Annotated in this window: 19 protein-coding genes; 10 read left to right on the top strand and 9 right to left on the bottom strand. The window is 66.0% G+C overall.

Going from position 1 to position 18310, the window contains the following annotated elements; translation table 11 throughout:
• Together AC1RMY_RS24885 and AC1RMY_RS24890 are read right to left on the bottom strand one after the other, a co-directional pair.
• A partial coding sequence (locus AC1RMY_RS24885; RefSeq protein ID WP_492869194.1) for an IS3 family transposase occupies positions 1-296 on the bottom strand: 296 nt, incomplete at its 3' end.
• A complete protein-coding gene (locus tag AC1RMY_RS24890) occupies positions 296-646 on the bottom strand; it encodes a transposase (RefSeq protein ID WP_492869196.1) in 351 nt (116 codons plus the stop codon). The genes AC1RMY_RS24890 and AC1RMY_RS24885, both read right to left, overlap by 1 nt.
• Between AC1RMY_RS24890 and AC1RMY_RS24895 the strand changes: the two genes are divergently transcribed.
• From AC1RMY_RS24895 to AC1RMY_RS24935, 9 genes are all read left to right on the top strand, one after another.
• Positions 645-1112: a DUF6875 domain-containing protein gene (locus AC1RMY_RS24895; RefSeq protein WP_492869198.1), complete on the top strand. Its 468-nt coding sequence runs from the start codon at positions 645-647 to the stop codon at positions 1110-1112. The genes AC1RMY_RS24890 and AC1RMY_RS24895 overlap by 2 nt on opposite strands.
• 326 nt (positions 1113-1438) lie before the next feature.
• The gene (locus AC1RMY_RS24900) at positions 1439-2404 is read left to right on the top strand and encodes a hypothetical protein (protein WP_492869199.1); all 966 of its coding nucleotides are present in this window, start codon (positions 1439-1441) and stop codon (positions 2402-2404) included.
• Complete coding sequence (locus AC1RMY_RS24905; protein ID WP_492869201.1) at positions 2401-2787, top strand: cupin domain-containing protein; 387 nt, start codon at positions 2401-2403, stop codon at positions 2785-2787. The genes AC1RMY_RS24900 and AC1RMY_RS24905 overlap by 4 nt, the downstream gene beginning before the upstream one ends.
• Before the next feature lie 21 nt (positions 2788-2808).
• Positions 2809-3723 carry a VOC family protein gene (locus AC1RMY_RS24910; RefSeq protein WP_492869203.1) on the top strand — a complete coding sequence of 305 codons (915 nt, stop codon included), beginning with the start codon at positions 2809-2811 and terminating at the stop codon, positions 3721-3723.
• A 53-nt stretch (positions 3724-3776) separates the two neighbouring features.
• Positions 3777-5129, top strand: a complete 1353-nt coding sequence (locus AC1RMY_RS24915) for an MFS transporter (RefSeq protein ID WP_492869204.1) — start codon at positions 3777-3779, stop codon at positions 5127-5129.
• A gap of 172 nt (positions 5130-5301) precedes the next feature.
• Positions 5302-5913, top strand: a complete 612-nt coding sequence (locus AC1RMY_RS24920) for a cupin domain-containing protein (protein ID WP_492869205.1) — start codon at positions 5302-5304, stop codon at positions 5911-5913.
• A gap of 9 nt (positions 5914-5922) precedes the next feature.
• A complete protein-coding gene (locus tag AC1RMY_RS24925) occupies positions 5923-7578 on the top strand; it encodes a bifunctional 3-(3-hydroxy-phenyl)propionate/3-hydroxycinnamic acid hydroxylase (protein WP_492869207.1) in 1656 nt (551 codons plus the stop codon).
• A 55-nt stretch (positions 7579-7633) separates the two neighbouring features.
• Positions 7634-8482: a fumarylacetoacetate hydrolase family protein gene (locus tag AC1RMY_RS24930; RefSeq protein WP_492869209.1), complete on the top strand. Its 849-nt coding sequence runs from the start codon at positions 7634-7636 to the stop codon at positions 8480-8482.
• Between the two features lie 90 nt (positions 8483-8572).
• Complete coding sequence (locus AC1RMY_RS24935) at positions 8573-9529, top strand: Bug family tripartite tricarboxylate transporter substrate binding protein (RefSeq protein ID WP_492869211.1); 957 nt, start codon at positions 8573-8575, stop codon at positions 9527-9529.
• A 20-nt stretch (positions 9530-9549) separates the two neighbouring features.
• On the opposite strand, the gene AC1RMY_RS24940 is transcribed toward AC1RMY_RS24935, so the two are convergent.
• The 3 genes from AC1RMY_RS24940 to AC1RMY_RS24950 form a co-directional block, all read right to left on the bottom strand.
• The gene (locus AC1RMY_RS24940; RefSeq protein ID WP_492869267.1) at positions 9550-10476 is read right to left on the bottom strand and encodes a LysR family transcriptional regulator; all 927 of its coding nucleotides are present in this window, start codon (positions 10474-10476) and stop codon (positions 9550-9552) included.
• A 178-nt stretch (positions 10477-10654) separates the two neighbouring features.
• Positions 10655-11671, bottom strand: a complete 1017-nt coding sequence (locus AC1RMY_RS24945) for a Bug family tripartite tricarboxylate transporter substrate binding protein (RefSeq protein WP_492869213.1) — start codon at positions 11669-11671, stop codon at positions 10655-10657.
• Between the two features lie 4 nt (positions 11672-11675).
• The gene (locus AC1RMY_RS24950; RefSeq protein WP_492869215.1) at positions 11676-12341 is read right to left on the bottom strand and encodes a LysE family translocator; all 666 of its coding nucleotides are present in this window, start codon (positions 12339-12341) and stop codon (positions 11676-11678) included.
• Positions 12342-12471: 130 nt separating this feature from the next.
• On the opposite strand from AC1RMY_RS24950, the gene AC1RMY_RS24955 reads away from it, so the two are divergent.
• Entirely contained in the window at positions 12472-14052 is a 1581-nt protein-coding gene (locus tag AC1RMY_RS24955; protein ID WP_492869216.1) for a tetratricopeptide repeat protein, read from the top strand.
• A gap of 458 nt (positions 14053-14510) precedes the next feature.
• Here the strand turns inward: AC1RMY_RS24955 and AC1RMY_RS24960 are convergent, their stop codons facing one another.
• The 4 genes from AC1RMY_RS24960 to AC1RMY_RS24975 are packed head-to-tail and all read right to left on the bottom strand — an operon-like array spanning position 14511 to position 18310.
• Positions 14511-15668, bottom strand: coding sequence for an iron-containing alcohol dehydrogenase (locus tag AC1RMY_RS24960; RefSeq protein ID WP_492869218.1), 1158 nt, complete (start codon positions 15666-15668; stop codon positions 14511-14513).
• 25 nt (positions 15669-15693) lie between these two features.
• Entirely contained in the window at positions 15694-16677 is a 984-nt protein-coding gene (locus tag AC1RMY_RS24965) for a branched-chain amino acid ABC transporter permease (protein WP_492869220.1), read from the bottom strand.
• Between the two features lie 2 nt (positions 16678-16679).
• Positions 16680-17564 (bottom strand): branched-chain amino acid ABC transporter permease, encoded by an 885-nt coding sequence (locus AC1RMY_RS24970; RefSeq protein WP_492869221.1) that lies wholly within the window; start codon positions 17562-17564, stop codon positions 16680-16682.
• A gap of 11 nt (positions 17565-17575) precedes the next feature.
• Positions 17576-18310: an ABC transporter ATP-binding protein gene (locus AC1RMY_RS24975; RefSeq protein ID WP_492869223.1), complete on the bottom strand. Its 735-nt coding sequence runs from the start codon at positions 18308-18310 to the stop codon at positions 17576-17578.

The raw sequence follows: 18310 nt of genomic DNA on the forward strand, positions 1-18310 counted from the left end.
TTCGGCCCGTCCGGGACCATGTTCTTCGCCAGGTTCGGGAAGATCGGCAGTTCGTGATCGCTATCGGTGGTGGCGACATAGCGCCGGCGCCGACGTGGCTGAAGACCATGCTCGCGCATCAGGCGTCGGATCTTCTTATGATTCACGACAAAGCCGCGGTGCCGCAGCGCTGCCTGCATCCGGCGGTAGCCATAGGCCTCGAAGCTGTCGGAGATCGTCGCCATCGTCTCGACCAGCGCCGTGTCGTCGATGCTGATGGTCGGGCTGTCGTAATAGGTCGAGCGCGCGATCCCCATCAGCCGGCATCCTTCTGCGACGGAGATGCCGCGGGGCCGGTGACGACGGATGTAGGCGCGTTTCTCGGCCGCAGTCCGTGCTTCAGAGCCCCCTTTAGGAAGTCGATCTCCAAGGCCTGCCGGCCGACCAGCCGCTCCAGCGCGGCGATGCGCGCCTCGTAGGCTTCGATCGTATCGGCGGCTGCTGCCTCGTCGTCGAAGGCGCCGGCTTCGAACTTCTGAAGCCAGATGCGGATCAGGTTGCGCGACAGATCATGTCGGCGGGCGAGACTGTGAAGCGTCTCGCCCGCCAGGTAGTCCTGTGCCACCTGGCGTTTGAACTCGATGCTGTGGGTGCGGTGTCGGGCCATGGGCTTCCATCCTTCGAAAGCCCGGCTCCCCGGTCAATTGCTCGCCGTCACGCTGTCTGCCTCAGGGGGCGCACTCCAGATCCCCCGCCTCACGGGGTCAAACTTGCACGCCGAAACACAGAAGCTCGGCGCTTCATCATATGTCGATGACGGGCTGGTGCTGGGAGGATTTTACGAATCCAACGAGGGGGCAGCGCTATACAACCCCAGCTTTCGACCGTTCAGATCACCAGTGCCGTTCATATTGGTGAGACGCGCGGTCGTTAGCGACTGGAAGTTCTTCTTGGATAAGGAGGAATGGATCAGCCATTGGGCGCGTCGCTACGGAGAGACCGCCGTCCTGGCTCTTGCCGAGGAATTGCGCCGCCTGCCATGGCGCGCGGCGGGATTAAGACGAAGGACGCGAATCGACAAGGAGGCTGGGATCTGTCTGAAAGCGGACGACGCCCGTAGAAGGCGGCCATAGGCACGCGGCTCAGCCCGGCTCGCGCCAGGTCCGGACATTGGGAGGTTGTCCAGAAGCGGACCTCCGCCGATCAAACGGTTCATTTGGATGCGAATAGGCAATTTGACTTGCGCGTGGTGATCGAACCTCGGGACGGCTCGACCATTGCGGTGCCGGAATACCGAGAAGCGATATATGCCTAAAAACTATAATAGTAGCTAGATTCCATATTTTTCATGACATCCGCCCGCTGCCAATCTCCCGCCAACAAAAATGCCTCGGGAGGACAGCATGGGAGCCATCGGCGAAGTCCGGCATGTCGGGATGTGGCTCGAAGCGAGCTCCGTATGAGCGGGATCGTCCATCTCGTCGGGGCGTTTCCCGACATAAGCGTTTCGGAGGCGCTTTGCCTCCAGGCCGAAATGCTCGGCTCGCGCCTGACCGCGTTCTCAGACGGTCGCGTGCACGCCTCCCTTGACTGGCAGGGCTGGCTGACATCCACGCCGACTGGCGGGCATGAGAATTCCGCAGCCTTGCCTTATGCCGAAGCAGCGCGGGCCGCCCGCGATGGCTTTCAAGCGCTGATTGCCACCGGCAAAATGCCCGCGGGCGCCAAACTGCAGAGCAGCCTTCCCATCGCAATCGCCAAGCGGTGGCCTGAGTCATTCGAGCGATCGGATGAGATCGACGCGAACTTCAACGCGTGCGTCGTTGCGCAGATTGAAAGCATTGTTGCGGCGAACTCAGCTTGCGATACGGCGATTCAGCTCGAATTGCCCTTCGCTGATCTAAGCGAGGCGACCAATCGGCTTGCAAGCGGCGATGCCGGCGGGAGGCGCGAGCATTTCGTCGCCACCGCGCTTGGCGTTATCGATGCGGTCCCCAAGAGTGCCGACCTCGCCCTCCATTTCGATTGCCGCGATGGCGCGGGCTTCACCATGGCGCCGGCCGATGCAGAGGCAATGGCCGAGATCGCACAAGACATCGTCGCTCGCGCTTCCCGGCCGATCCATCTCGTCCACCTACCGGTGCCCTTGCGCCATGAGGACGATGTGTTCTTCCGCGGGCTGGACGGCCTGCGCCTGCCATCCGCGACGCGGCTTTGTCTCGGGCTCGTCCATTTCTCGGACGGGCTGGACGGCGCCCGCAGGCGGATCGCGCTCGCACGAGCTCATCTCGACGATTTCACGATCGCCGCCCGCAGCGGCTTTGCGGCGCGCGCCGCGGACGCGATCCGGCCCTTCCTCGCACTCCACGCCGAGGTTGCCGACGACATGATACGGACCGCACGAAACCACGGAGCGAACGCGTGACCGAGAAGGTGAAGGTCAAGGCCTACAACTGGGACGAGATCCCGTCGCGCGAGCTGAAGCCCGGCATCATCCAGCGCGGCTTTCGCAGCGACGGCGTGCTCGTCACCTACAACTACCTCGAACCCGGCTGCAAAGGCTCCCCTCACAGCCACCCCTTCGATCAGATCTTCATGATCATCCAGGGGCGAGTGAAGCTGCATGTCGAGGATCAGGTCTTCGACTGCCGCCCCGGCACCGTCATCCGCATCCCGGCGCATCATGTACACCACGTCGAACCGCCCACGCCGGAGGACGGGACGGCCATCAACGTCGATATCTTCGGCCCCGTCCGCGAAGACTACCTGCCGATCGTCGCCTATCAGGGCGACGAGTTCTCGCGCTGAGCCCGACGGGAGGGTGTCGCGATGAGAACGACGATACAGGCGGTCCGAAGCCTCGAGCTGGAGCTGGCCGATCCCGAACGGGCCGCGCGCTTCTACGTCGACGTCTGGAAGCTCGCGGAAGTTGCCCGCGCAGGCGACGGCATCTATTTGCGCGGCACGGCGGGCTTCCATCATATCCTCGCGCTCTATCCCAGCCGCGGCCCGGCACGGGTGCGCCGCGTAGTCTACGAGGTCGCGACGACCGATCTTGTCGACGCGATCTATGGCCGCCTCGCCGACCTTGGTACGGAAGCGGACACGCCTGGCCTTCTCGACCGGATCGACGGAGGATACGGCTTTGGCTTCGCTGACCCGAGCGGACGCTGCCTCGCCGTAGTCGCCGGGGCGGCCCGGCACGGCGACGACGCGCGCGTGCCAGACCGGCCTTACAAGATCGCCCATGTCAACTTCAATGAAGCCCATGCCGAGCGGCTGACCGAGTTCTACGAGCAGGGCCTCGGCATGAAGGTCGTCGATCGGGCCGGCCGCCAGGCGTTCCTGAACGCCGACTCGCCCGATCACAGCTCGATCGTGATCTGCCAGGCCGAAGGAACGACCCTGAACCATCTCTCCTTCGAGATGGCGGATCTTGAATCGGTCATGCGCGGCGCCGGCCGGATGAGCGACGCCGGCTATCCGATTGAATGGGGCGTCGGACGGCACGGCTGTGCCGACAACGTCTTTGCCTATTTCGCCGGCCCCGAGGAACTCCCGCTCGAATACACCTCGGACGTCCTGCAGATCGACGACAGCTATCCCTACAACGGCCCGGAACACTGGGCCTGGCCACCGGGGCGTCTCGACCAGTGGGGGGTGACGCCGCCCCACACCAAGCGCTGGAAGCGCATCCAGCACCTCTTCGATTTCCGGAAGGACGGTCACCGACTGCGAAGCTGACCTGCAGGCGGACGTCAAATCTCAAGCAAGAACAAGAACTTCGAGGGAACCTCATGAGCAACCCAATATCCGTTTCAATTGACGCGATCCTCGACATCCCCAGGATCGGGACCTACCGGATCGCGGTTTTCGCGCTCGCGATCTTTCTGGCGATGCTGGACGGCATCGACAACGTCACGCTGGGACTTGCTGCGCCGGCGCTATCGGCCGAGCTCGGCATCGCGCGTTCTCAGCTTGCCTCGGTTTTCACCGCGACGCTGGTCGGGCTGACGTTGGGCGCCTTTGCCTTGGGCTATGCCGGCGACAAATGGGGCCGACGCCCGTGCACGATCGCATGCGTCGCGCTGTTCGGCGGCTTCACCCTGGCCATCCCCTTCGCCCGCGACCTCGAGCATCTCATCGTCTTCAGAGCGCTGGCGGGCATCGGCATCGGCGGACTGCTGCCGAATATCTGTGCGCTCGTTGCCGAATTCGCGCCGAGCCGCCACCGGCAGACCGCCGTCCTCGTCGTCAGCGGAGGTATCGCCGCGGGTGCGATGCTCGGCGGCTTCCTCAGCGCTGCGCTGGAGCCGGCCTTCGGCTGGCGCGCACTGTTCCTGGTTGCCGGCGGTGCGACGCTGGTCGCGTTGGCCGCCGCCTGGATCAGTCTCCCGGAATCCGCGCGCTTCTTGCTCATGCGGCGCGGTGACGAGGCACGTGTTGCCGGTCTCCTGCAGCGGGTCGCGCCCGAGGCGACATTGCCGGCGGGAGCCCGCTTCTTAATGGCGGATCAGGGCGATCGCGTATCCATGGCCCGGCTATTCAGCGATGGTCTCGCAGCGACGACTGTCCTGCTGTGGCTGACCTATGCGATCGTGCTCACGATCATGTATCTGCTGTTCCAGTGGTTGCCGACGCTCGCCCGTGACTTCGGCTTTTCGCAGCAGCAGGCGGTCTTTGCCGCGACCGTCTTCAATCTCGGCGGCATGCTCGGCTCGCTCGCGCTCGGTCCGATGGCGACGCGCTGGGGCACCTACCGAGTCGCCACCATCAATTTCGTCCTGATCGCGCCCTTCGTCTTTGCGATCGCGCATTCCCTCGGCAGCCCGGCGCTGTTGCTGGCAAGCGCCTTCGCTGCCGGCTGGACGGTGATGGGCGGGCTGGGGATGGTCAATGCGCTCGCCGCCGACAACTATCCAACTGCGGTTCGGGCAACAGGCATCGGCTGGGCGAGTGGCGTCGGCCGTCTCGGCTCAGCGCTGAGCCCCTCCATTATCGGCTGGCTGCTTGCGGCGGGCTGGGGCGCTCGCGACGTGCTCGAACTGCCAATCGTGCCGGCCGTCGTCATGGCACTCGCCGTCGTCGCGATCGGCTCCATCCGTCGCAGGCGGCTCCGTGCGCAGGCCACCGGCCTGGCGGCAACCTGACGGGGCGAGGCACGCCATGCGCCATATCGTCTCCACCTCTTGCTCTTCCGCCGAATCTGGACAGATGTCCCGACACGTCCTCGCCGGCGAAAAGCTCGGCATCGACAGCTGTGAGATCGCCCTGCTCCATTTAGGAGAGCGGGCCGCGGAGGAAGACAAACCGAGGCTGTCCGTGGAACGGCTCGTTTTCGTCCTGTCCGGCGCGGTCGAAGTCCTGTCGGACGCAGAGGCGGAAACGGTCGAAGCCGGCGGCTTCATCTTTCTGCCTAGGGGCCGGCCATACCGCCTCGGCAGCTTCGGCAGCGCCGGTGCGACTCTTCTCGACATTCGCGCGCCCGTGCCGGACGCAAGCCGGGATGCGCCGGCGCAGGGCAAGGCGTTGGCGCAGCTCGCCGGCCGGGTCGCGCCAGAGGCCTTTGCGGCGCACCGTGCCCATCTCGCGGAAGGCCTTGCCTTCGATACGCAAGCCCTGATCGACCGCAGGCTCGGAGCCGAAAGGCTCAAGGTCTTCGCGGCGGTGGTTCCGCCCGGCAGCGGCATGGGGCTGCACATCCACCCCTTCGACCAGTCCTATTTCATGATCGAGGGCACGCTAGACGTTCAGGTGGGCCTCGAGAGTGGCCGCGTCGCTGCGGGACAGCTCGTCGCGTTCCCCGCCGGCACCGTCCACCGCAACCGCAATGGCGGCGCGACTCCGGCATTGCAGATCACCATCAACGCGCCGGAGCCGGCGCAGGGCCAGGTCAGCGCCTTCGACGTGGCTCTTTCCGAGATCAAGCGCTGAGGCAGACCTATGGCATCCAACGACCTATCGAGCCTCACGGGGGCGTCACAGAACGACTATCAGGTCGTCGTCGTCGGCTTCGGCCCGTCCGGCGCACTTGCGGCCAACCTGCTAGGTCAGGCCGGCATACAGACTCTGTGCGTCGACCGCTCCACGACCGTCTACGACAAGCCACGTGCGATCGCGCTGGATCATGAAATTCTACGCATTCTCGACAATATCGGTCTGGCCGAGACGGTCGCACCCTTCATCGCGCCATTCGACCTGTCCGAGCATTTCGGCGCCGACGGCCGCCTGCTGCGCCGCATCGGCATGGTCGGCCAGCCTTATCCGCTCGGCTATACGCCCACGATGGTGTTCACTCAGCCGCCACTAGAAGCCGCCCTGCGGCAGCACGCGCGGAGCTGGCCGGGCGTCGAAACCTTGCTCGGCACCGAGGCCACCGGTCTTTCCGAGAGCGCCGACGGCGTTTCCCTCGACCTGCTGGACGCGGATGGCCGCGCGTACAGCGTCACGGCGGATTACGTGATCGCCTGCGATGGCGCGTCGAGCCGCCTGCGCGGCCTGCTCGGCCTTGAACTCGAGGATCTCGATTTCGACGAGCCATGGGTAGTTGTCGACCTGCAGCTCGATCCGGACAAGCTCGACCGGCTTCCGGCGAACTCGGCGCATTTCTGCGAGCCCGCGCGGCCGTCCGTCTACATTGTCGGTCCAGGCACCCATCGCCGCTGGGAGATCATGCTGATGGAGGGCGAGGACCCGCGCGAGATGGAGAAGCCGGAGCGTGTCTGGGAGCTTCTGCGGCGCTGGGTCGAGCCGGAGGACGCTACGCTTTGGCGGGCGGCGAGCTATCGCTTCCATGCGCTCGTGCTGCGCGACTGGAATCGCGGCCGTGTCTACTTCGCCGGCGATGCCGCCCACCAGCAGCCGCCCATCCTCGGCCAGGGCATGTGCCAAGGCATGCGCGACGTGACGAACCTGGCCTGGAAGCTTCAGGCGGTCCTGACGGGTGCGGCCGATCCGGCCCTGCTCGCGAGCTACGGCGAGGAGCGCCGGCGCCATGTCCGCGAGCTGATCGAGCAGATCAAGCTGATCGGCGGGGTTCTGTGCGAGCGCGATGCCGAGGCGGCGGCGCAGCGGGACGCGCGCGTCCTGTCCCAAAGCGGCGGCACGCCCGCGACGATCACGCGGCAATCGGTGATCCCGCCGCTGCGCTGCGGCCTGCTCTCCTCGCAACACTGCAGCGGCACTGGCACGCTCTTTCCACAACCGCAGGTCGAGACGGCGCTAGGCGACGGATTGCTGGACCGGATTTGCGGCACGGGCTGGCGGCTCGTCGTCGACGGGCGGTCGGGAAGCGGGGCGGACCCCGCCCTGGTAGCCGCTGCCGCAGCGCTCGGCATCCGCATGCTCGTCCTGTCGAGCGATGCGAGTCGAAAAGGCGGCGCGTCGGCTCCCGAGACATTCTCGGAACGGGATGGCGTGCTCGCGTCCTGGTTCGCGGAGAACCACGCCGCCGCCGCCCTGGTCAGGCCCGACCATTACGTCTTCGGCACGGCCGAGACGCTCGCCGCGTCCGTCGATCTCGTCGAGGAGCTGGCGCGATCACTGCGCGGGAACGAGCGCGTGGCCGGGCAGTCCGGCGAACGGAACGCAGCAGCCTGAGGCGCGACCGCCGACACCCGATCTTCCATTCCCACTTAAAAAAGAGACGAAAACCATGAGACTCGCTTCCTTCACCATCAATGGCCGGCCGAGCTGGGGCCTCGTCGAGGGCGCCGCCGTCGCCGATGTCGGTGCCGTCCTGCGCGACCGCTTTGCCGATCTGAAGGCACTGATCGCCGCGGATGCGCTGGGCGAGGCGGCGGCCGCCGCGGCAAAGGCCGAACGCCTCCCGATCGGCGAGATCGCCTGGCTGCCGGTGATCCCGAATCCGGACAAGATCCTCTGCGTCGGTCTCAACTACGAGATGCACCGGCAGGAGACCAGTCGTTCCGAGGTCGAGAATCCCACGATCTTCGGCCGTTTCGCCAACAGCCAGACCGGCCATCTCGCCGACATCCTTCGCCCGACGGTCTCGACCGACCTCGACTACGAGGGCGAGCTCGCGCTCGTCATCGGCAAACCTGGCCGCTACATCGACAAGGCCGACGCCTGGAGCCATATCGCCGGCTACGCCTGCTACAATGACGGCAGTCTGCGCGACTTTCAGCGCCATACCCATCAGTTCACGCCGGGCAAGAACTTCCCCGGCACCGGCGCCTTCGGCCCTTGGATGATGACGCCCGACGAATTCGGCGAGCTCTCGGAGCTGCGGCTGCAGACTCGCGTGAACGGCGAGATCGTGCAGGACGCGCTGCTCGGCCAGATGATCTTCGATATCCCGACCCAGATCGCCTACTGCTCGCGCTTTACCCGGCTGGAGCCAGGCGACGTGATGGTCACCGGCACGCCGGGGGGCGTCGGCGCCAAGCGCAATCCCCCACTCTGGCTGAAGCCGGGTGACATCGTCGAAGTCGAGATCGATCGCCTCGGCACGCTCCGCAACGGCGTGCGCGACGAGGTCTGACGGAAAGACCAATCCGGGACCGCCTGCGCCAGAACCAGGCGGCCCACCTTCAGGGAGGACAGCATGATGACCTTGAACAGGCGTTGCATCTTGGCGGCGCTGGCTGGAAGCATTGCCGCCATCCGGCCGGCGCGCGCACAATCCTGGCCGCAGCGGCCCGTCACCATCGTCGTGCCGCAAGCGGCCGGCAGCAGCCCGGATATCCTTTGCCGCATGGTGGGGGAACGGCTTTCGCGCCTTCTGGGTCAACAATTCGTGGTCGAGAACAAGCCCGGCGCCGCCAATGTGGTTGGCACGCAGACGGTCGTGCGCGCGGCGCCCGATGGCTATACGCTGCTGTTCACGACATCTGCCGGCCTGGTCACCAACCCGTTCACTTTCAAGAATCTCGCCTACGACCCGCTGCGCGACTTGGCCCCGGTTGCCTTCATCGCGCGTAGCAATCACGTCATCGTCGCCACGCCTTCGGTAAAGGCCGAGACCCTGGCGCAGTTGATCGCGCTCGAAAAGAAAAACCCGGGTTCGCTATCGATGGCCGTCGACGGCCCGCGCAACTTGTCCGGCATCCTGGCGCAGGCGATCAATAAGGCCGCCGGCACGAATTTCGTGCTCGTGCCTTACAACTCGATCACGAGCGCAATCCAGGACACCGTCACCGGGCGGACCGAGATCGCGATTCTGTCGACCTCGGTCGCCGAGGCTCATATCGAGCAGCGTACATTGCGACCCTTGGCGGTCGCCGGCAATCGGAGGATTTCCCTGCTGCCGGATATCCCGCCGATCTCGGAGACGCTTCCGGCCACCGATCTGCAGGGTTGGTTCATGCTGCTGGGGCCGGCCGGACTTCCGCAATCCGTTGGGGAAGCGCTTGGGGCTGCGGCATCGCGAGCGTTGGCCGACCCGGAAATAGGCCGCAGCGCGGCCAAGCTCGGCTTCGAGATCAACGGCGACCGGCCAACCTCGCCCAGCACCGCCGCAGCCTTCCTGAAGAAGGAATACGAGAGCTCGGGCAGGATCATCCGGGAGCTCGGGATCGAGCCGCAATAAACTTCCGCATGTCAGCTCGCTCAGGCGTGGTCGTATCGGGACGCCTTCTCGCGAGCGATCTGCATGAACCGCCGGGCGAGCGGGCCCTGCGAGCGTGCTTTGAGCGTGCGCAGGCCGAAGACGCGCCGCGCCGGCTGCTGCCGAAGCGGGATCGCGACGAGCGAACCATCCTCCAGCTCGCTGCGTACGATCTGATGGGAGAGGATGGTGATGCCCTCGGTCCGGCGCACGATCTCCTTGAGCACGCCAAAGGGTGCCGCCTGGATGGTGTTCGACGGAAACGATAGCCCGCAGACCGTAAAGAGGGCTTCGATCAGCGCGCGAAAGGTGCTGCCCTTAGGGGGCATCACCCAAAGCGCATTCGTCAGTTCGGGTAGCGAGAGCTCGGCTTCGCTCGAGAGCGCATGTCCCTTTCGAACGACGGTTGCAACGCCGGCGTTGAACAGCGGCTCGTTCACGACGTCGTCCCGCTCTCTGCCGCTAGAGCCATGACCGCTGATCGTGCTGATCACAACGTCGATCCGATGGGACAAAAGCCCGGCGAGAAGCTCATCGTCTGACGTTTCGACCACCTCGCAGGCCAGCGAGGGATAGTCCAGGCACAGGGTCGAGAGGACGTCCGGTATGATGCTGCTGGCGGAGAGCGGCGTTCCTCCGATCACCAGGGGGCCCTCGACCCCGACGCGGACATTCTGCATCTCCTGCGCGGCCGCTCCGAGAATGGCCTCGAGGCTTTCGCAATGCCGCAGAAGCGCAAGACCTGCCGAAGTCAACCGTGCCCCGTGCCGGCCGCGCTCGACGAGCGACTGGCCGGTTATGTCCTCCAGACGCGCAATACTGACCGACAGGGACGGCTGCGCGACATTCAACGCTTCAGCCGCGCGAAGCAGAGAGCCAGCTCGATGGATTGCGAGCAAATGCGTCAGATGGCGGGGTGAAATATCCATCGGCCGCAGCTTTAGTTGATGCGCGAGCGTTGAGCCAGCGCATCTCGCCAAACTTGATGGCCGGGTACCAATTCTTGCCGGTCGCTTTGGCAGTTGATGGGTTCTCGCAAGCGCCAGAAGCGGAACTCGGGCCGCTGCCCGGAAGCGGACATCCGAAAACGCCAGCGCTGCTGAGCCATTAGCCCGCTATCGTGAGGCCGAGCTTGGCGATCACGGCGTTCCATCGCCCGGCCTCGCTCGCTTGCAGCGCCGCCAATTCGGCAGGCGGCGTGCCGAGCATCTCGTTGCCCGCCTTGTCGAGACCGCCGCGCGCTGCAGGCTCGGCGCGAAGGACTTCGCGCATCACTTCGGACAGGCGCATCGCCGCATCATCGGGGAACCCTGCCGGCGCAACCATGCCGGCCCAGCCGAAGAAGGAAGCGTCGTGGATGCCGGCCTCGGCCAGGGTGGGAACGTCCGGCAGGCTCGCAAGGCGGCGGGCCCCCGTCTGGACGAGCGCCGCGAGCCGGCCGTCCACGATGAACTCCAGCGCCGTGCTGGGAACATTGAACATCGCCTGGACCCGTCCCGCCACCAAGTCGAGCGTTGCCGGGGGAAAGCCGCGATAGGGCACATGCACCAGGTCAATCCCGAGCCGCGCCTTCAGCTCCTCCATGGCAAGATGGGTGACCGTGCCAGGCCCGATCGAGGCATAGTTCAGCTTGCCCGGTTGCGCGCGGACGTGATCGAGCCAGGCCGCGAAGCCGGCGGCGGGCAAGGAGCCCGGATTGACCGTCAACACGAAGGGGACGCGCGTCAGTAGGCTGACGGCTTTGAAGTCGCGCTCGGGATCGTAGGAGATCATCGGGTTCAGCGTCTTTGCGGTCGTCGTCGGGCCGCCCTGGACGATCCCGAGCGTATGGCCGTCCCTGGCATGGGCCACGGCCGCTGCGGCGACGTTGCCGCCGGCCCCCGTCAGGTTCTCGACGATGAAGGGTTGGCCGAAGGCCGCCGCGAGATGCGGGGCCATGCCGCGCGCCAGCAGGTCGGTGCCGCCGCCGGCCGGCAGGCCGACGACGATCTTCACCGGCTGGCGCGGCCAGCGGGTCTCGGCGAAGGCCCTGGTTGCCAGCGCCGGCGCCGTGCAGATGGCTGCGATCGCGCTGCGCCGGGAGAGGTGGTGGCTCATCGTCGAAGCTGTGGTGTTCGGCGTCATGGTGTCAGGCTCCCGTGATGATCGTTGAAATCTGCCGGGCGGCAAGGGTGAAGAGGAGGACGGCGACGGCGAGGCGGATGGCCTGACCGACCGGCGCCGCGATGCGGCAATGCCGCGCCTGTGCGGCAAGGCCCGCGATCACGAGGGCGATGCAGAGCGAAACCAGGCCCGCGCCGATCGCCATCGCGGCCGGAAGCCAGGGTGTGACCGGCCCCTTCGCCAAGGCGAGTGTCGCCGCGAAGTAACCGAGCGTCATCGGGTTGAGCAGCGCGATCTGCAGCCCTGTGGCAAAACGCGGCTGTCGGCTCCGGCCGGCGCCGCTGACCGGAGCAGGGTTCGAAGCGAAACGCCAGGCGCAGCGCAGCATCAAAGCGGCCGAGCCGATGATGATGAGATGATGGCCGAGCGAACCCGGTTCCGGCATGCCGACCCCACGCGCGACGAGATAGGTCAGCGCGACGACGCCGGTGGCGGTTCCCAGGCAATGCGGGATGACGGAGCGAAAGCCCGACAGGGTCGAGAAGCTGGCGACGACCAGCATGTTGGGTCCGGGCACCGCCGCGATCATGGCATAGCCCATCAGGGCCGTGCCGACCATCGCGACCGGAGAGGAGTTGAAATCCGAGGCGACATGCCCGGCGACGATCCAGGGGGGCATCGAAAGAAGCACGACCGACCTCGCTCGTTGCAGACCGGTGGAGATCGGCCTGCGGCGACCATCGGCGATCGTGCCGCCCGGCGTCCTGACAGCGTGCTGAAGCTGTGTTGAAATAGCGCCGGAACGAAGCGAGCGGCCGTCGATGCGATCGGACAGGAACGAGACGCCGTCGGCGTACTACTTCGAGGGCTTCGCGCTCGATCTGGCCAAGGGGCGGTTGCTCGGGCCGGAGGGGAACGAGGTGCCGTTGCGGCCCAAGGCCTTCGACCTGCTCGGCATCCTCGCCGGAAATCCCGGCCGTACGCTGGCCAAGAGCGAGCTGCTCGATCTGGTCTGGGGCGAGATTCACGTCACCGAGGATAGTCTCTTCCAGGCCGTCAGGGAGGCGCGTCGCGCGTTGGATGACAAGGCGGGGCAACTGCTGCGCAGCGTGCCGCGCCGCGGCTACATCCTTGACTGCGCGGTTCAGATCGCCGGCGAGCCGGCGGCAGCGCAGCCGGGCCCGAGCGAAGCGCTGCAGCCGGCTTCGGACAGGACCTCCGTGGCGGTCCTGCCCTTCAGGACGCTGGGGGACGGGCAGGCGCGCGGCTACTTCACCGACGGCCTCGTCGAGGAGATCACCACGGCCTTGTCGCGCTTTCGCTGGCTCTTCGTCTCGGCCAGCCGCTCGGCCTTGCAGCTGCGCCATGCCGAGGGCGGCCTTGCCGAAACCGGGCGCCTGCTCGGCGTGCGCTATCTCGTCGACGGCAGCATCACCTACGCGGCCGAGCGGTTGCGGATCAACTGCCGGCTGATCGAGGTCGCGGGCGAGCGGACGGTCTGGAGCGATCGGTTTGCCGGGAACACCGCCGATATCTTCAGGCTCCAGGATGAAATCACCTCGGCCATCGCCGCCGCGCTGGAGCCGCGCATTCTGAGGGCCGAAATCGAGCGCGTGCTGCGGCAGGCGACCACCAGCCTCGATGCGTTCGACTGCTATCTGCGGGCCTTGCCGGGCTATCATTCCCGCACGCCGCGCGGGAACTCCGATGCCATGGCTTTGCTCGAAGCGGCACTCGCGCTCGACCCGCACTTCCAGCTGGCGCGCGCCCTGCTCGCGCGCTGCGCTGCGACCGCCATCTGGCTTGGCGCCGAGCCCGACCACGAAGCCGGCTCGCGGCGCGCCCTCCAGCTGGCGCGCGAGGCTTTGGCCGCTGACCGGACCGACGCGCATGTCCTCGCGCTGTGCGGCCACCTTCTCGCCGTCGTCGGTGGCGCGCACGACGAAGCCAGCGCACTGCTCGACCTTTCCCTGCGCATGAATCCGAACGGCGCCGAGGCATGGCGGCTCGGCGCCTGGGTGTCGGTCTGGTGCGGCGCTCTCGACCAGGCCTTGTCCCGCCTCGACGAGGCAGAGCACCTCGATCCGTTATCGCCATTGCAGGCGGATCTGCACGCGGTTCGCGCCGCGGCGCTCTTCTATTCCGGCCGCTACGGCGAAGCTGCCGCCGTGGCGCGGCGCTCACTCGCCAGCGTGCCGGAGGCGACGACGCCGAGGCGCTACCTCACTGCGGCGCTCGTCCAGATGGGCGCGCTATCCGAAGCGCGAGCCGAATTGGCGGAGTTGCTCAGGCGTCAGCCGAACAGCTCGATTCGCCGGACCCGAGCCATGCATCCGCTACGGGATGCGGCCATGCTAGAACTGTATCTCGATGCGTTGCGGCAGGCCGGCATGCCGGAGTAAGCCGCGCCTCGGCTTCTCCCTTTCGATGGCTACGTCCATCGCTAGGATGAGAAATCACTGCTGCTTCTCATCCTAGTGGATTGGCCGCGGGCCACAGCCTCGCTTCCACTCGCCGGTCTGGGTCGTGGCAGGAGCGGAAGTTGGCGGCTTACCAGGAACCAGACATTCCCGGCGGAACGAATAGCGTCAGGCGTCGGCCCGTTGCGGACGTCAGTTTTCGATGGAAATGGAGGGCCTGCTGGAAATCCTCAAAGCTCGGTGGCACGGACTCCGGCGCACAATCTTGCGGTCGCTGGGCTGATCGGTTCCCCCAGTTCATGCTGTCGACACACGCTGAGATTGCCCACACTTGCTCACGAAATGCCGCCGCCAACCGCTGCCCCATAGGATTGACGATCACGGCACACGCGCATGACCGTTGCATCCTCCGCTTTGATACCCGCCAGTCGTGACAGCTCTCAGTAGGCTTCTTCGTAAATCGCGAGAGCGTCTGCTTCGCTGATCTCGCGGGGGTTGTTGACGAGCAGGCGGGTCTGCTTCATCGCCTCGCGAGCCATCATCGGCAGTGCGTCACGCGGGATCTGGAGTTCATTCAGGCCTTGCGGGACCTTTAGGTCGCGGCCGAGCTCGACGAGCTTGTCCACGAAGACCGCGCCGCGAATGCTGAAGTCGACCGTCGCGAGTTCTGGAAACACGTCAGCGGCGATTTGCGCATAAATGTGCCCGGCTTTCGGAAGATTGAAGCGGAGAACCGGTGCCAGCACCAGCGCGTTGGACAATCCATGAGGTACGTGGAAATGCCCGCCGATCGGATAGGCGAGCGCGTGTACCGCCGCTACGGGTGAATTGCCGAAGGCCTGTCCGGCGAAGAGAGAACCGAGCAGCATCGCGGCGCGCGCGCTGCGATTGGTGCCGTTGAAGGTAGCCTCCCGGATATTGGCACCCAGCAGCCGCAGGGACTGGCGCGCAAGGCCTTGCGAAATCGGGTTGTTGTTCGGCGAGGTTGAGGCATAGGACTCGATGGCGTGGACCATGGCATCGATGCCGGTCGCGGCCGTTACCGCCGGCGGCAGGCCGATCGTGAGCTCGGCGTCCAGCACGGCGATGTCGGGCAGCAGCAGCGGTGAGACCACGCCGGCCTTCATCGCTTCGCCCGTGGTGATGATCGCGACCGGCGTCACCTCGGAGCCCGTGCCGGCGGTGGTCGGCACCAGGGCCAGCGGGAGGCGGGGACCGCGAGCCTTGTTGACGCCGTAGACCTCGGCGAGCTGTTCGCCGCCGCCGGCGATCAATGCGGCCACCTTGGCCACGTCCATGGGCGATCCGCCACCGATGGCGAGGACCCCGGTCGCCTTGTGTTCACGGAGGACGCTGACAAGCGCGAGCACGTTGGCCTCGGGGGGGTCGGCCACGACCTCGTCGAAAATCTCGACCGAGGCGCCCGCTTTCCCGAGCGATGCGAGAGCGGGCTCGAGCAGGCCCGCACGTCGCAGGCCGGCATCCGTGACAAGGACGATGCGCGATCCGAGAGCCGGGGTCACGATCTCCGCGATCCGTGCCGCGGCTCCGAGCTGCGAGATGATGGTCTTGGTCGTGTTGAAGATGAAGTCGTTCATGGCGATATCTGCGAATGCTGCCGGATCAGGATGTGTGCCTTGGCGTCGTCTCGGCGGCCAACCCGCGTTTGCCCAGAAGTGCGATGAGTTCGCCGACGATACCCCGGCGGAAGAGCAGCACGCAGAGCATGAACACGATGCCGATCACGATCGGGGCCTTGGTCGAGAAGTCGATGCTGAGGACGCCGAGACGGATCACGCCCAAGCTGGCGAGCTGGTTCTCCAGCAACACGACGACGATCGCGCCGACGATCGGACCCAGCGCGGTTCCCATGCCGCCGAGCAAGCACATCAGGATCACGTTGCCGGACTGCGTCCAGTGGACGTCCGGAAGCGTCGCCACGCCGAGGGCGAAGGCTTTGAGGGAGCCGGCCAGCCCGGCGATCGCCGCAGAAATCGTGAAGGCGACAAGCTTGTAGGAGCGCACATCGTAGCCGAGCGATATGGCGCGAGGCTCGTTGTCGCGGATGGCCTGAAGGGTCTCGCCGAAGGGCTTGGCGATGATGGCCTGGATGAAGAGATAGGCGAGGACGGTCAGGGCCAGCACGAAGTAGTAGAAGACGAGATCGCTGCCGAGTGGCAGCCCGAAAACCGTGCCGCGCGGGATGTTCTGCAGTCCGTCCTCGGCGCCCGTGAACGGCGCCTGACTGCAGAAGAAGTACACCATCTGCGCGAGGGCCAGTGTGATCATTGCGAAATAGATGCCGCGCCGACGGATCGCGATCGCGCCGAAGGCGGCTCCGAGAGCCGTCGCGACCGCGATGCCAGCCAGGAGGGCGACGGGAGTGGGCATGCCCCAGGCCTTCGCCGCGTAGCCCGCGATGTAGGCCCCCATGCCGAAGAAGGACGCGTGACCGATCGAGAGCAGGCCGACATAGCCGGTGAACAGGTTGAAGGCCATCGCGAACAGCGCGAAGGTCAGGCACTTCGTCAGGAACAGCGGATAGACGCCGACGAGCGGAAGGATGGCGGCAAGAGCCAGCAGAGCGAGCGGAGCGAGGCGGTTCATCGTCAGGCTTCCTTCCCGAAGAGGCCGGCGGGGCGCAGCAGCAGGACGATCACCATGATCATGAAGACGACCGTGGAGGAGGCCTGCGGGTAGAACACTTTGGCAAGCCCTTCGATAACGCCCAGCGCCAGGCCTGTCAGGATCGTGCCCATGGTCGAACCGAGACCGCCGATGACGACCACCGCGAAGATGATGATTAGCATGCTGGATCCCATCTGCGGCTGGACCTGGTAGATCGGGGCCGCAAGCACGCCGGCGAGGCCCGCCAGAGCGACGCCGAAGCCGTAGGTCAGCGTGACGAGCAGCGGCACGTTGATGCCGAGAGCCTGCACCAGCCGCGCATTTTCGGTGCCGGCGCGCAGGTAGGAGCCGATCCGCGTCTTCTCGATCAAAGCCCAGGTGCCGAAGCAGACGACGAGCGCCACCACCACGACCCAGATGCGGTAGGCCGGCAGGCGCATGAAGCCGAGGTCGACTGGTCCTCGCAGCGCGGCGGGCACCGGATAGGCGAGGCCCGATGTCCCGTAGATGTCGCGCACCGTACCTTCGATCGCCAGCGCGAGTCCGAAGGTAAACAGCAGGCTGTACAGGTGATCCAGGCCCTGCAATCGGCGCAGCAGCAGGCGCTCGACGATGATCCCGAAGAGGCCGGTGGCGAGCGGGGCGAGGACAAGCGCCCACCAGTAGTTCACCCCTCCGACGGTCAAGGCGAGCCACGCCGCCAGGGCGCCGAGCATGAAGAAGGCGCCGTGGGCGAAATTGATGACGTTGAGCAGGCCGAAAATGATCGCCAGGCCGAGGCTGAGCAGCGCGTAGAAGCTGCCGTTGATGAGCCCGATGGTGAGCTGTCCGAACAGAACCTGGATCGGCAGGCCTAGAATGGTCATGTCGTTCTCCCTCAGACGCCGAGCAGGCGGTCGATGGCCGCCGTGCTGGCCTCGAGATCCCTGGCCTCGACTTCGAGGGCGACCTTGCCGCGCTCGATGACGATGAAGCGGTCGGCCAGTGGCGCGGTGAAGTGGAGGTTCTGCTCGACGAGGAGGATGGTGAAGCCCAGCTCGCGCAACTTCAGGATCATGTCGAAGAGTGCGTCGACAATGACCGGCGCCAGCCCCTCCGATATCTCGTCGAGCAGAAGGGTTCGGGCACCGGTCCTCAGGATGCGAGCGATTGCAAGCATCTGCTGTTCACCGCCGGAGAGCTTCGTACCGGGGGCATCGCGCCGCCGACGAAGATTGGGGAACAGGGCGTAGATCTCGTCGTCCTGCATGGCCTCCTCGCGGATCCGCGGGGGCAGCAGCAGGTTCTCCTCACAGCTCAGGCTCGCGAAAATGCCACGTTCCTCCGGGCAATAGCCGATGCCGAGACGCGAGATGTGATGGGGTTGCAGTCTTGCCGTCTCTCGGCCCGCGACCAGAATCGATCCCTCCCGCCGCCCGACGAGGTTCATGATCGCTCGCAGGGTCGTCGTCCGGCCGCTGCCGTTACGGCCGAGCAGGGCCACGACCTCTCCGGGCGCCACGTCGAAGGAAATGCCGTGCAGGATATGGGAATGGCCGTACCAGGCGTGGAGATCACGAATGCTCAGGGCAGGGATCGTGGTCGGGACCATCGGCAGAGGTTGAGCGATCAT

The sequence above is a fragment of the Allobosea sp. GW822-FHT03F07 genome (assembly GCF_058801345.1).